Genomic DNA, 13,610 nt, shown 5'->3' on the forward strand with positions numbered 1-13,610 from the left:
CAAGGAAAAGAATACTTTATTCTCGCTGCCCGTCATACACTGCATCGATGAAGGACTGGGTGTTTTGCCCAGGCCGCTGGACTTGGTTCCAGACTCTTATAAACGCCCCACAATCCCGGACCTGCCACAAGCGGCTACCGGGTGCTCTCCCCAGGAGACAAGACGATGAATGCCTCACTCCCCGAGTCCGTCCGCAAAGCGCTGGAGACGGTCACGCTTGATGACAACCTGCAACGCAGGTTGCAACACAAATATGCAGCGGGCGGCGCAGCCGCACGTGGCGTATTTGGCGATGAGCTTGTTTGCCAAGGAGGTGTGTGATGAACGCTTCATTGCCCGAGTCGGTTCGCAAAGCGCTGGAAACCGTCACGCTCGACGACAAATACGCACTGGCCCATGGCCGTGCCTTCATGAGCGGGGTGCAAGCCCTTGTTCGCCTGCCGATGCTGCAGCGCCAGCGTGATGCGCTGGAGGGCCTCAACACCGCAGGCTTCATCAGCGGCTACCGCGGCTCGCCACTGGGCGGCTACGACCAGGCGCTGTGGGCTGCCAAAAAGCATCTCAAAGAAAACAACATCGAGTTCCAGCCCGGCGTGAATGAAGAGCTTGGCGCCACCGCAGTCTGGGGCACGCAGCAGCTCGACCTGTACCCGCAGAGCAAAAAGTTCGACGGTGTCTTTGGCATCTGGTACGGCAAGGGCCCGGGCGTTGACCGCAGCGTGGACGTGTTCAAGCACGCCAACATGGCAGGCACCGCCAAGCATGGCGGCGTGATCGCGTTGGCGGGTGATGACCACATCAGCAAGTCCTCGACCGCGGCGCACCAGAGCGACCACATCTTCAAGGCCGTCGGCTCGCCGGTGTTCTTTCCCTCCAGCGTGCAGGACATCCTGGACATGGGCCTGCATGCCTTTGCACTGAGCCGTTTCTCCGGCGTCTGGTCGGGCATGAAGACGATCCAGGAGATTGTGGAATCGTCTGCTAGCGTCTCGGTGGACCCGGACCGGGTGAACATCATCACCCCCGATGATTTTGTGATGCCGCCCGGCGGCCTGCACATCCGCTGGCCCGATGCGCCGCTGGAGCAGGAAGCGCGGCTGATGGACTACAAGTGGTATGCGGCGCTGGCCTATATCCGCGCCAACAAGCTCAACTACAACGTCATCTCTACCCCCAACGACCGCTTTGGCATCATCGCCAGCGGCAAGGCTTTCAACGACACGCGCCAGGCGCTGATCGACCTGGGTCTGGATGACGACACCTGCCGCCAGCTGGGCATCCGGCTGCACAAGGTCAACGTGGTATGGCCGCTGGAGGCCTCCATCACGCGCGACTTTGCGATGGGCCTGCAGGAGATCCTGGTGGTCGAGGAAAAGCGCCAGATGATCGAGTACCAGCTCAAGGAAGAGCTGTACAACTGGCGCTCGGATGTACGCCCCCATGTGCTGGGCAAGTTTGACGAGACCGATGGCGACCACTCGGGTGGCGAATGGTCCGTGCCCAACCCCAGCGAGCATTGGCTGCTGCGTCCCAAGGCCGATCTGACCCCGGCGCTGATTGCCCAGGCGCTGGCCAAGCGCCTCAAAAAGCTGGGCGTGCCCGACGACATCGTGCGCCGCATGGATGCGCGCCTGCAGGTGATTGCTGCGCGTGAGCAGGGGCTGAAGGACAGCGCGCAAGAGTCGGTCGACCGCCTGCCCTGGTTTTGCAGCGGCTGCCCGCACAACACCAGCACCCGCGTGCCTGAAGGCAGCCGCGCGGTGGCCGGCATTGGCTGCCACTACATGGTCAACTGGATGCCGGACCGCAACACCAGCACCTTCACGCAAATGGGCGGCGAAGGGGTGACCTGGGTCGGGCAGGCTCCGTTCACCACCGACCAGCATATATTCTCCAATCTGGGCGACGGTACCTACTTCCACAGTGGTCTGCTGGCCATCCGCCAAAGCATTGCCTCGGGCGTGAACATCACCTACAAGGTGCTCTACAACGATGCGGTGGCGATGACCGGCGGCCAGCGCGTGGGCGAGCGCCCCGAAGGCCATTCGGTGCTGCAGATCATGACCAGCCTGATCTCCGAAGGGGTCAAGAAGCTGGTCATCGTGACCGACGAACCCGAGAAGTACCAAGGCGTGCAGCTGGGCGCTGGTGTGACCGTGCACCACCGCGATGAGCTGGACCGCATCCAGCGCGAGTTCCGCGAGCTCAAGGGCACCACGGCCATCATCTACGACCAGACCTGCGCTACCGAAAAGCGCCGCCGCCGCAAACGCGGCACCCTGGCCACCCCCGCCAAGACCGTCATCATCAACGAGGCGGTGTGTGAGGGCTGTGGCGATTGCTCGGTGCAGTCCAACTGCCTGTCGGTCGAACCGGTAGAGACCGATTTTGGCCGCAAGCGCAAGATCAACCAAAGCACCTGCAACAAGGATTTCTCCTGCGTCAAAGGCTTCTGCCCGAGCTTTGTCACCATTGAAGGCGGCCAGCTTAGAAAGGCTAAGAAAGAGAAAAAAGGCGACATGGCCAAGCTGCCGGCCTTGCCTGATCCGGTGCTGCCGGTGGCCACCCAGGCCTGGGGCATTGTGGTGGCAGGCGTCGGCGGTACCGGCGTGATCACCATCGGCTCCTTGCTGGGCATGGCTGCGCACTTGGAAGGCAAGGGCGTGGTCACGCAGGATGCGGCGGGTCTGGCGCAAAAGGGCGGCTCGACCTGGAGCCATATCCAGATCGCCAATTCGCCCAGCGCCATCTACACCACCAAGGTGGACACGGCCAAGGCCGACCTGATCATCGGTTGCGACCCGATTGTGGCGGCCAACAAGACCACTTTGTCTGCCATGCAGCAGGGCCGCACCTTTGTGGCGCTCAACACCCATGGCGCGCCGACGGCGGCCTTTGTGCACAACCCGAACTGGCAGTTCCCCGAGGCCGGTTGCGAATCGGCGATTCTGGCCGCAGTGGGCCAAGAGGGCGTGGGCATGTTCGATGCCGAGCACATTGCCACCCAGGCGCTGGGCGACAGCATCTACACCAACCCGCTGATCCTGGGCTTTGCCTGGCAAAAGGGCCGGGTGCCGCTGTCCCATGCCGCGCTGATGCGGGCGATGGAGCTGAATGGCGTGCAGGTGGACAACAACAAGGCCGCCTTTGAATGGGGCCGCCAGTGCGCCGCCAACCTGCCCCAGGTACAGGCCATGTTTGCGGCCCAGCAAGTGATCCAACTGGTGAAAAAGCCATCGTTGCCCGAGCTGCTGGCCAAGCGCGTGGCCTTCCTGACCGACTACCAGGACAGCGCCTATGCGGCTGACTACCAGGCCTTTGTGGACAAGGTGCATGCGGCCGAGGCCAAGTTGGGCAGCAGCACCCGCCTGTCGCAAGCGGTGGCGCGCTACCTGTTCAAACTGATGGCCTACAAGGACGAGTACGAGGTGGCGCGTCTGCACACCACGGCCGAGTTCAGCGAGAAGATTGCCGGCATGTTCGAGGGCGACTACAAGATCGTGCACCACCTGGCGCCGCCCACCACGGCCAAACGCAACGACAAGGGCGAGTTGGTCAAGAAGGCTTATGGCGGCTGGATGCGCAAGGCCTTTGGCGTGATGACGGGGCTCAAGGGCCTGCGCGGCGGTGCATTCGATATCTTTGGCCGCACCGAAGAGCGCCGCACCGAGCGCGCGCTGATCGTTGAATACCGCGCTTGCATCGATGAGCTGCTACAGGGCCTGAGCACCGAGCGCCTGGCGCTGGCCGTCGAGATCGCAAGCATTCCCGAGGACATCCGGGGTTACGGCCATGTCAAGGAGCGCCACCTGGCTGCAGCCCGCAGCAAGTGGCAGCAGCTGATGGCACGCTGGCGTGCCCCTGCGAATACGACTGTGGGCGCTGCGCCAGTGGTAGCGCAGCCAGAACCGGCGCGGGTCTAAAGTCCCCGGCATCGGCCTGCAAAGACGATCGATAAAGCCGCCTGGTCACCATGCCAGGCGGCTTTTTTTGTCAGCCAGCGCGGCCTGGTTGCATGACAAATTTGTCACATCTGAAGCGTCAAAGCCCGCTGTCGGCGCATTTTGGTACGCAAATACCACCTAAACGTCTGCTGGGGCCATAGTGGCTTCTACCAATGGTCTGGCATGAAAGCTGCTTAATTCCATGAAAACAACCGGAAAAACCAGAGGCATCCAAGGTATTGCATGGGTGTTCGCAGAGGGGCACGCATACAATGCTTCTCTTTGGGCCTTGGTTTTGGTAAACCCGGCAAGGCCTGCATCCACGTTGGGAGCTTCATTTGTTTATCTCTTCTGCTTTTGCCCAGACCGCACCGGCTGCTGCTGCCTCCGGCGGCATGACCTCCACCCTGACCAGCATGCTGCCTTTGGTGCTGATGTTTGTGGTGCTGTATTTCCTCATGATCCGCCCTCAGATGAAGCGCCAAAAGGAAGCCCGTGCGATGATCGACGCGCTGGCCAAGGGCGACGAAGTGGCGACCAATGGTGGCCTGGTGGGTCGCGTGGTCGGTCTGGATGAGCAGTTCCTGCAAGTGGAACTGGCCCAAGGCGTGGTCGTGCAAATGCAGCGTGGTGCTGTGGTGCAAGTCCTGCCCAAGGGCACCCTGAAGTAATCCATCGTAGACATTGCAATTGGCGCAGCATGGCTGCGCCTTCTATTTTGCGTAAGGTAAGAGCGCGATCATGAACCGTTATCCGGTCTGGAAGTACGCGATCATTGTGATCGCGCTTCTGGTAGGGGTTGTATACACCCTGCCCAACTTTTATGGTGAGGCGCCTGCTGTCCAGGTTGCCTCGGTCAAGGCAACTGTCACCGTGGATGCTGCATTGCAGCAGCGCGTAGAGACTGCGCTGGCCGATGCCGATGTCCAACCGCTGAGCATCGCGCTCGAAAACGGCTCGATTCGTGCCCGTTTTGACAAGGAAGACGAACAGCTCAAGGCCAAAGGCGTGATTGAGCGTGTGCTGATTCCTGACAGCAGCGATCCCTCCTATGTGGTGGCGCTGAACCTGATCTCCCGCTCGCCCGCCTGGCTCACCGCCCTGCATGCCAAGCCCATGTACCTGGGTCTGGACTTGCGCGGTGGCGTGCACTTCACCCTGCAGGTGGACATGCAGGCCGCGCTGACCAAGCGCACCGAAGCGCTGACCAGCGATGTGCGCCTGGCGTTGCGCGACAAGAAGATTCGCCATGGCGGTGTGAACCGCGAAGGCCAGTCGCTGGAAGTGCGCCTGCAAGACGAGGCCACCGCCACGACGGTGCGCAACCTGATTGTCGACACCATGCCGGACCTGCAGGCCAATGTGGTCAGCACCGGCGGCGCCTATGTGGTGCGTGCCAACATCAAGCCTGAATCGCTGCGCAGCGTCCAGGAGCAAGCGCTCAAGCAGAACATCACCACCTTGCACAACCGTATCAATGAGCTGGGCGTAGCCGAGCCCGTGATCCAGCAGCAAGGTGCCGACCGCATTGTGGTGCAGCTGCCCGGTGTGCAGGATCCTGCGCAGGCCAAGGACATCCTGGGCCGCACGGCGACTCTGGAAGTGCGCATGGTCGATGAAAGCTCGGACGCGCGCGCTGCCGAGATCGGCTCCGGCCCAGTCCCTTTTGGCTCTGAAAAGTACAGCGACCCGCATGGCCAGTCCATCGTCGTGAAAAAGCAGGTCATCCTGACTGGTGAGAACCTGAACGATGCCCAGCCCGGCTTTGACAGCCAGACCCATGAAGCCACCGTGAACCTGACCTTGGATGGCAAGGGCGCGAACATCTTCAAGGACGTGACGCGCGAGAACATCGGCAAGCGCATGGCCATCCTGCTGTTTGAAAAGGGCAAGGGCCAGGTCGTGACAGCTCCGGTGATCCGCTCCGAAATCGGTGGCGGCCGGGTGCAGATCTCCGGCAGCATGAGCACCAAGGAAGCCAGCGATACCTCGCTGCTGCTGCGTGCCGGCTCGCTGGCCGCACCCATGGAAATCATCGAGGAATACACCATCGGCCCAAGCATGGGTAAAGAGAACGTCGAGGCCGGTATCAAGAGTATCGTCGGCGGCTTTATCGCGATTGCCGTGTTCATGTGCATCTACTACATGATCTTTGGCGTGGTCTCGACCATTGCGCTGGGCGTGAACGTCTTGCTGCTGCTGGCCATTCTGTCGATGCTGCAGGCCACGCTCACCTTGCCGGGCATTGCCGCCATGGCGCTGGCCATCGGGGTGGCGATTGACTCCAACGTGCTGATCAATGAACGGGTGCGTGAGGAATTGCGCGCCGGTGCGTCGCCGCAGGCGGCTATCCATGCCGGTTATGAACATGCCTGGCACACCATTCTGGACTCCAACGTCACCACCTTGATCGTCGGCCTGGCCTTGCTGGCCTTTGGCTCCGGCCCGGTGCGCGGCTTTGCCGTGGTGCATTGCATCGGTATTCTGACGAGCATGTTCTCGGCCGTGTTCTTCTCGCGTGGCTTGGTCAACCTCTGGTATGGCCGCCGCAAGAAGCTCAAGAGCGTGTCGATCGGTCAGGTCTGGAAGCCCGAGGGCGAAGACGTTCGCTCCGTGGCATCTGCTAAACGTTAAGGAGGAAGACCATGGAATTCTTCCGTATCAAAAAAGACATCCCTTTCATGAAATACGCGTTGGTGCTCAACGCGATTTCGGTCCTCACTTTCGTGCTGGCGGTGTTCTTCCTGACCACGCGTGGCTTGCACCTGTCGGTGGAATTCACTGGCGGTACCGTCATGCAGGTGGCGTATGAGCAGCCAGCGGACGTGGGCAAGATCCGTGAGCAGGTGGCATCGCTGGGCTACCAGGACATCCTCGTGCAGAACGTCGGCAGTGCCGACCGCGTGATGATCCGTCTGCCCATTGAAAAAGGCGTGACGACCGCCCAGCAAGGGGAGAAGGTGCTGGGCGCGCTCAAGGCCGCCGACCCAGGCGTGACCCTGCTGCGCAGCGAGTTCGTTGGGCCCTCGGTGGGCGAGGAACTGGTGCATGGCGGGCTGATGGCGCTGGGCGCCGTGGTGCTGGGCATCGTGCTCTACCTTGCCATCCGCTTTGAGTGGAAGTTCGGTGTGGCAGCGGCGGTCGCGAACTTGCACGATGTGGTGATCATTCTGGGCTTCTTCGCCTTCTTCCAGTGGGAGTTCTCGCTGGCGGTTCTGGCCGGGGTGCTGGCGGTGCTTGGCTACTCGGTCAATGAATCGGTGGTGATCTTTGACCGGATCCGCGAGGCTTTCCGCAAGTTCCGCAAGCTCGACACGCCTGAAGTGATCGACCATGCCATCACCTCGACAATGAGCCGTACCATCATCACCCACGCCTCTACCGAAGCGATGGTGCTGTCGATGTTTCTTTTTGGCGGTGCCAGCTTGCATTACTTTGCGTTGGCGCTGACCATTGGTATTCTTTTTGGTATCTACTCCTCGGTGTTCGTGGCTGCGGCCATTGCCATGTGGTTGGGTGTCAAGCGGGAAGACCTGGTCAAAGTGAGCCAGAAGGACCTGGACCCCAATGACCCCAACGCCGGGGCTTCGGTGTAAGTCAGACCAATAAAGGGACGGGATTTCTGTGGCTGTTGCACCCTCGCACCATCGCACCTGGCAAAAAAAGCTCGCCCGTGAAGCGCGGCTGAGATTTGTCGGGGGCCTGTGTGTGGGGTTGCCTGGAGTGGCCGCACGCTTGCGCGCCGAGCTGCTCCAGATCATGGCGCGGCCCAGTACCGATCCCGCCCGCTCGCACGTAGCCCTGTCGGCCGCGATTGCCGAGTTTGACAGCCGGCAGCAAGCCTGGCTGGACAGTGCCAACAAACTGCTGCGCCAAAGCCTGCTGGCTGGCGAGCCAGCTCCCGAGCCGGTCGCAGCACCTCCCACCATCACCAGCTTTGAGCTGGTCAGCAACGAGGCCATCGAAGGCCGCATCATTGCATCACGCCTGGCAGCCCTGCTGCTGGAGCTGGTGGCGATGGAGCTGGACAGCGTGCGCCGCGTGACCCAGTTTCTGGAAGACCAGGAGCTCGGCCCGGCCGATGCGCTGCGCCCCGAGACCTGGTGCCTGCGCCTGATCGAGGCCTGGGAAGCCGCCGGCCTGAGTCGCAAGACCCTGGACCTGCTCTGGACGCCAATGCTCGAAGCCTTGGCGCCCATGGGCATCAGCGGCTACACGGCGGTGCGGCGCTTTTATGACGAACAAGGCGCAGCCACCGAAGACGAGCTGCGCAGCTACCGGATCAAGCGCAGCGAAAGCGAGCGCCATGCGCCGGCCGCCGCCGCTGCCGTGGCTGCCCTCCAGCAGATGGGCGGCATGGCTGCAGCGCAAGGCGCAGCAGGCGCAGCCTCGGGTGCCGCCAGCATGCCTTCCGGCCTGATGCCTGCAGGGGGTGTTGGCGCCCCCGGTTTGGTGGCCATGGGCGCAGCCCGCCAGAAGAACCAGGGTGTGCTGGCGCAGCTGCGGGGCTTTTTGCAGAACGTGGCGGGTGGCCGCTCCAATGGCGGGCCCACCTCGGTGCGCGCATCCTTGGGTGAAGCGGGTGGCTATGTGATCTCACCGGCGCTGCAGCATGCGCTGGTGTCGCCGCCCACGGCCATCCAATCGGCCTGGTTCCACACCGCGCCGGCCGATGACGATTTTGACCCCCGCCAGGTGGTGGCGCCGGTGGCACTGGCCGTGCGCCAGCAGTCCTCGGCGCTCAAGAGCGTGGCCTCGTCCGACGAGGAAAAAGCGATCATCGAGATCATCGCCTTGATGTTCCAGAGCATTCTGAACGAAGACCGCATCCCGGCCGGCATCCGTATCTGGTTTGCGCGCCTGCAGGTGCCGGTGCTGCGCGTGGCGCTGGCCGAGCCGGCCTTCTTCAACGACACCGAACACCCGGCGCGCCAGCTGATTGACCGTATGGGCGCCTGTGTGCTGGGTTTTGAGTCGGCGGCCTTGAATGGCACGACCCTGGAGTCCGAGGTCAAGCGCGTGGTGCAGGTGATCGAGCAGTACCCGGACACCGGCAGCCGTGTGTTCCAGCTCGTGCTCAAGGAGTTCCAGAAATTCCTCGAAAAGCACCTGACGGGCCAGACCCCCACCGCGCGCGAGCTGGTGAGCCTGGCCCAGCAGATCGAGCAAAAGGAAACGCTGGCCATCCAGTACACCATCCAGCTGCGCGACATGCTGCTGGAAATGCCGGTGGACAGCGATGTGCGCGAGTTTCTGTTCAAGCAATGGTCCGATGTGCTGGCCATGTCGGCGATCCGCTTCGGGGCCGAGCACGAGAACACGCAGAAATTCAAGAAGGCCGCGCTGGACCTGGTCTGGTCGGCCTCAGCCAAGCCCAGCAAGGAAGAGCGCGCCCGGGTGATCCGCCAGTTGCCACTGCTGCAAACTGTGCTGCGCCAGGGGCTCACCTTGTCCAACATGGTCGGTGAGCGGCAGGACGAGATGATCAAGAGCCTGATGGACATCGTGGCCGAGGCCTTTTTGGCCAAGACCAATGAAATCCCGCAGGAGCACATCATCGCGCTGGCCGAGCGCCTGGCCCATCTGGAGGATGCCCTCGACGACGTGGTGACCGAGGAGTACCCGCTCAGCGCCGAAAGCATCGAGCTGATGCTGGGCATCGACACCAGCCATATCCAGGTGATCGCCGACGATGGCGCGCTGGTGCAGCCGGAGGTGATGGAGTGGGCGAAGAACCTGTCCTTGGGCAACTGGTTCATGCTGGACCACAACGCCAGCCCGCTGCAGGTGCAGTATGTCTGGCACAGCCAGCACAAGCAGCTGCATTTGTTTGCGGCGCTGAGTGGTTCCTGCTTCCTGTTCCAGATGCGGCGCATGGGCCATTACCTGCAAGCCGGCCTGCTGCTGCCGCGCGATGCCGAAGGCATCACCGCCCGCGCAGCGCGCGATGCACTGGCCAAGATTGAGGCCAACCCCGAGCGGCTTCTGCAGTAGTCGTTGTTAGCTGGCTGCCAAGCGCTGAAACAAGCCGCCGGGCAGGCGCGCTACCTGGCCTTTTAACTCCAGCTCCAGCAGCTGAATCTGCAGGCTGGCGATATCGATGCCAGTGCGGTTGCACAGCGTATCCAGATCGACGGGATCAAAGCCCAGCGCCTGCAGCAGGCCTGGCTCTTCGGGTGCCGCAGAACTAGGCGCTGTTTCCGTTGCCGGCATTGCTGGCGCTGCGGTTGTTGCAGCCACCAGCGCTGGCAGCTCTTCCAAAATATCCTCCACCGATTCGACCAGCTTGGCGCCTTGGCGGATCAGCGCATGGCAGCCCTTGCTCTGTGGTGCATGGATCGAGCCAGGAATGGCAAATACTTCCCGCCCCTGTTCGCTGGCCATGCGTGCGGTCACCAAGGAGCCGGATGCCGTGGCGGCCTCGACCACCAAGGTGCCGCTGGCCAGGCCGGAAATCAGTCGGTTGCGTTTGGGGAAGTTCTGCGCCAACGGGGGTGTGCCCAGGTGGTATTCGCTGACGATCCAGCCCTGCTCGGCAATGGCGGTGGTCAGCGCGTGGTTGGCCCGGGGGTAGACCCGGTCAATCCCGGTGCCGATCACGGCAATCGTGGGGGGCTGCGCGGCCGCAGTGCCGGCCTCCAACGCCCCAGCATGGGCAGCGGCATCAATGCCCAACGCCAGGCCGGATACAACGGTCACGCCCTGGCGCACCAGCGCCTGGGCAAAAGCCCGGGCATTTTGCGCGCCCTGGGGTGTGGGGTTGCGGCTGCCGACCATCGCCAGCGCTTTGCGCGGCCAGGCCAGCCCTTGCGCGCCAAACCAGCGCGCGTTGCCGGTGATGTACAGCAGCACCGGCGGGTCAGCGGTTTCGAGCAAGGCGGCTGGGTAGTCGGCATCGCCCAGGGTGAGCACATGCCGTTTGAGCGGCGCGGGCGCGGTGCTCAGCCAGGTCCAGGTGGCTGTTTGCAGGCCCTGCAGGGTCTCGCTGGGGTGCAGCAGCGCATGGGCTTGCGCTGTGGTGATGCAACTTTCTAGCTGGGTGGCAGATTGCGCCAGCACGTCGCCGGGCAAACCAAAGCGCGCCAGCAACCGCCGGATGGCCGTGTTGCCCAGGCCGGGCGTGGCGGTCAGGCGCAGCCAGTCATGCAGCTCTTGTTCGGTCATGGGCAAGAGCTGCTTCTCCGGTCACTGGGTTATTGGCGGTAGTCCGGAGAGATGAGGGCATCACCTACCTTCACGCCTTCCTTGGCCTCCAGGATCAGCGCATAGGACACCTTGTTGAAGGTGCGGAACACCATGGCCAGGCCATTGGCTTCGTTGGGCAGCTTGATGACGGTCTGGTCGCTGTCGGTCTTGTCCTTGATGCGCGCGCCGCGTGTCATCAGGCGGAAGACATGGCCAAGCTCAACGCCGTCGGCCTGGCCCCGGTTGATGGCGATCACATTGTTGCGCGATGCATAGACCACGCTGTTGCTGCCGTAGATGGACACCACGCTGCCTTGCAGGTGCTCATCCGGTGCATGCGGCACATAGCTGGTGACGTTGATGCGCGGCATGGGCAGCAGCTTGTCGCCAGCGCGTATTTCTTCCTTGACGGAGGTGATGTCGAGCGAAGCAGGCACCGGATCGGTATGCGCATTGCCCTTGGCATCGAGGGTGGTCTCCTGGCGCTCGCTGGCGACCAGTTGCACCTTGCCCAGGTACTGGGCTTCGTAGCCCAGGATCGCATTCGTCTCTGGGTCGACCATCGGCAAAGCATTGCGGAACACGCGGTAGTACTGGCGCTCCTGGCCCATCTCCAGCGATTGGTCGGTAGAGCGGCCATAGACGCGGTCGCCCAGCGACAGCAGCGCGCGCTCCTGCGCAGCACCCACCAGGCGCGGGGCCTTGTCGCTCTCGCCTTCGGCCAGCACTTCGGGCTCGACCAGGAAGGCCTCAATCAAACGCTGGTTGACGGCGGGCAGGGCGGTGCCGGACAGGCTTTCGCTGCGAACGCGCGGCGAGATGCGGATGACTTCGTCCTCACCGGAGCGCGAGGTGACCAGGCGCGCCATGCCATTGCGGCGCTCCAGGTACAGGGTCTGCCCGGGGTAGATCAGGTGGGGGTTGGCGATGGTCTGCAGGTTCATGCCCCAGAGCGCGGGCCAGCGCCAGGGCTGCTGCAGATAGATACGGGAGATGTCCCAGAGCGTGTCGCCGCGCTTGACGACATAGGTATCGGGTGCGTTGGCGGCCAGGTCGGCCTCGGGGATGCCCTGCGCGGCCACTTGCTGGGCGGTGCTGCGCTGCTGCGCGGTGACCGGCAACTGCGCGGCCGGGGTAGCGGCCCAGGCACTCATGCCGGCGCAGGCCATGCAGGCGGCTGCAATGGCGCTGCTGCGCAGATGGTGGAACAGGGGCGTGGTGGATGCTCGCATGGCCGGGTGACTCCCTCTCAGTCGCTCGCAGGCCACAGTGGGCCTACTGTCAGTGTTTGTAATTGCCTCTGATTCTCGGGCCAAGCCCTTGATCGATCAATGATTATTGCAAGCCATCTGGGCATTGATGGGCAAAAGTGGCGAAAATAACGACATTCACCCGCGAAAACTATGTCTATCCTCCCGATTCTCTGCTACCCCGATCCCCGTCTGCACAAGGTCGCCAAGCCCGTGGCTGTGGTCGATGACCGCATCCGTACCTTGGTCCAGGACATGCTGGCCACCATGTACGACGCCAGCGGTATCGGCCTGGCAGCCACGCAGATCGATGTGCATGAGCGCGTGGTGGTCATCGACGTTTCTGAAGAGCGTAATGAACCGATGACCATCATCAACCCGGAAATCCTCTGGGCCAGCGATGAAAAGCAGGTCGGCGACGAAGGCTGCCTGTCCGTGCCCGGCATTTATGACGGGGTCGAGCGTTCGGTGGCGGTCAAGATCAAGGCCCTCGACGAGAACGGCAACAGCCGCGAGATCGATGCCGAAGGCCTGCTGGCCATCTGCATTCAGCATGAGATGGACCACCTGCTGGGCAAGGTATTTGTCGAGTACCTGTCGCCGCTCAAGCGCAACCGCATCAAGTCCAAGCTGGTCAAGCAGCAAAAGCGCGAACTGGCCGACGCCAAGGAATAACATGCACACCACGCGATCTTCACGGGGCTGGCTGCCGGGCCGCGCGTGGAGCGCGCTGGTGCTTCTCATGCTGAGCGCGGCCTTGGCGGGCTGCGCCTATCCCACCCAGTTCAAACCCGGCACCCCGCAGCAGGAGGTGCTGAGCAAGCTGGGCCCTGCCAACACCGTCAAGCAACTCGACGGCGGAGGTGAGCGCTGGCTTTACTCCACCCAGCCGATGGGGCGCGAGGCCTACCAGCTGCGCTTTGGCGCTGATGGCCAGTTGCAGACGACCACCCAGGTACTGACGGCCGAGAACTTTGGCGCCATCCCGCTGGGCCAGTTCAGCACCCAGCAGCTGATGCAGGATTTTGGCCCGCCGATGGAAATCACTTCGGTCTGGAGCTTCAAGGGACAGGTCTGGACCTACCGATTCTGGGACAATGGCATCAAGCGATTCGCGCATGTACACGTCGATCCGCAGGGTGTAGTGCAAAAGCTGATGTTCATCGACGAGCCTTTGCCCGAGCCCCGCCAGCGCGATTGACTGCCGGCCTGCGTTGCCTGATGGCAGCGG

At 62.7% G+C, this 13,610-nt stretch carries 10 protein-coding genes; 8 read left to right on the forward strand and 2 right to left on the reverse strand.

Annotation, left to right across the window (positions count from 1 at the left end; all coding sequences use genetic code 11):
- The first annotated feature begins 165 nt into the window (after nucleotides 1–165).
- The 6 genes from HS961_RS03885 to HS961_RS03910 all read left to right on the forward strand — a co-directional run bounded on the left by HS961_RS03885 (nucleotide 166) and on the right by HS961_RS03910 (nucleotide 9,938).
- Nucleotides 166–321 carry a hypothetical protein gene (locus tag HS961_RS03885; RefSeq protein ID WP_182326468.1) on the forward strand — a complete coding sequence of 52 codons (156 nt, stop codon included), beginning with the start codon at nucleotides 166–168 and terminating at the stop codon, nucleotides 319–321.
- Nucleotides 321–3,923: an indolepyruvate ferredoxin oxidoreductase family protein gene (locus HS961_RS03890; protein ID WP_182326469.1), complete on the forward strand. Its 3,603-nt coding sequence runs from the start codon at nucleotides 321–323 to the stop codon at nucleotides 3,921–3,923. Before HS961_RS03885 ends, HS961_RS03890 begins: the two co-directional genes overlap by 1 nt.
- Before the next feature lie 359 nt (nucleotides 3,924–4,282).
- Nucleotides 4,283–4,615: a preprotein translocase subunit YajC gene (gene yajC / locus HS961_RS03895; RefSeq protein ID WP_182326470.1), complete on the forward strand. Its 333-nt coding sequence runs from the start codon at nucleotides 4,283–4,285 to the stop codon at nucleotides 4,613–4,615.
- A 70-nt stretch (nucleotides 4,616–4,685) separates the two neighbouring features.
- A complete protein-coding gene (gene secD / locus HS961_RS03900; protein WP_182326471.1) occupies nucleotides 4,686–6,578 on the forward strand; it encodes a protein translocase subunit SecD in 1,893 nt (630 codons plus the stop codon).
- Nucleotides 6,579–6,589: 11 nt separating this feature from the next.
- On the forward strand, nucleotides 6,590–7,540 hold the full coding sequence (secF, locus tag HS961_RS03905; RefSeq protein ID WP_182326472.1) for a protein translocase subunit SecF: 951 nt from the start codon (nucleotides 6,590–6,592) through the stop codon (nucleotides 7,538–7,540).
- A gap of 28 nt (nucleotides 7,541–7,568) precedes the next feature.
- Entirely contained in the window at nucleotides 7,569–9,938 is a 2,370-nt protein-coding gene (locus HS961_RS03910) for a DUF1631 family protein (protein WP_182326473.1), read from the forward strand.
- Nucleotides 9,939–9,944: 6 nt separating this feature from the next.
- On the opposite strand, the gene dprA is transcribed toward HS961_RS03910, so the two are convergent.
- Entirely contained in the window at nucleotides 9,945–11,108 is a 1,164-nt protein-coding gene (dprA, locus tag HS961_RS03915; RefSeq protein WP_182326474.1) for a DNA-processing protein DprA, read from the reverse strand.
- A 29-nt stretch (nucleotides 11,109–11,137) separates the two neighbouring features.
- Nucleotides 11,138–12,361, reverse strand: a complete 1,224-nt coding sequence (locus HS961_RS03920) for a LysM peptidoglycan-binding domain-containing protein (RefSeq protein WP_182326475.1) — start codon at nucleotides 12,359–12,361, stop codon at nucleotides 11,138–11,140.
- A gap of 171 nt (nucleotides 12,362–12,532) precedes the next feature.
- Between HS961_RS03920 and def the strand changes: the two genes are divergently transcribed.
- Both def and HS961_RS03930 read left to right on the forward strand, forming a co-directional pair.
- The gene (gene def / locus HS961_RS03925; RefSeq protein ID WP_182326476.1) at nucleotides 12,533–13,054 is read left to right on the forward strand and encodes a peptide deformylase; all 522 of its coding nucleotides are present in this window, start codon (nucleotides 12,533–12,535) and stop codon (nucleotides 13,052–13,054) included.
- 1 nt (nucleotide 13,055) lies between these two features.
- Nucleotides 13,056–13,580: a hypothetical protein gene (locus tag HS961_RS03930; RefSeq protein ID WP_182326477.1), complete on the forward strand. Its 525-nt coding sequence runs from the start codon at nucleotides 13,056–13,058 to the stop codon at nucleotides 13,578–13,580.
- Nucleotides 13,581–13,610: the final 30 nt, after the last annotated feature.

It is taken from the genome of Comamonas piscis (genome assembly GCF_014109725.1).
Taxonomy (GTDB): Bacteria; Pseudomonadota; Gammaproteobacteria; order Burkholderiales; family Burkholderiaceae_C; genus Comamonas; species Comamonas piscis.

Coding starts and splice junctions, on each gene's coding strand:
- HS961_RS03885 (WP_182326468.1), top strand. CDS start 166: ATGAATGCCTCACTCCCCGAGTCCGTCCGCAAAGCGCTGGAGACGGTC.
- HS961_RS03890 (WP_182326469.1), top strand. CDS start 321: ATGAACGCTTCATTGCCCGAGTCGGTTCGCAAAGCGCTGGAAACCGTC.
- secD (WP_182326471.1), top strand. CDS start 4,686: ATGAACCGTTATCCGGTCTGGAAGTACGCGATCATTGTGATCGCGCTT.
- secF (WP_182326472.1), top strand. CDS start 6,590: ATGGAATTCTTCCGTATCAAAAAAGACATCCCTTTCATGAAATACGCG.
- dprA (WP_182326474.1), bottom strand. CDS start 11,108: ATGACCGAACAAGAGCTGCATGACTGGCTGCGCCTGACCGCCACGCCC.
- HS961_RS03920 (WP_182326475.1), bottom strand. CDS start 12,361: ATGCGAGCATCCACCACGCCCCTGTTCCACCATCTGCGCAGCAGCGCC.
- def (WP_182326476.1), top strand. CDS start 12,533: ATGTCTATCCTCCCGATTCTCTGCTACCCCGATCCCCGTCTGCACAAG.
- HS961_RS03930 (WP_182326477.1), top strand. CDS start 13,056: ATGCACACCACGCGATCTTCACGGGGCTGGCTGCCGGGCCGCGCGTGG.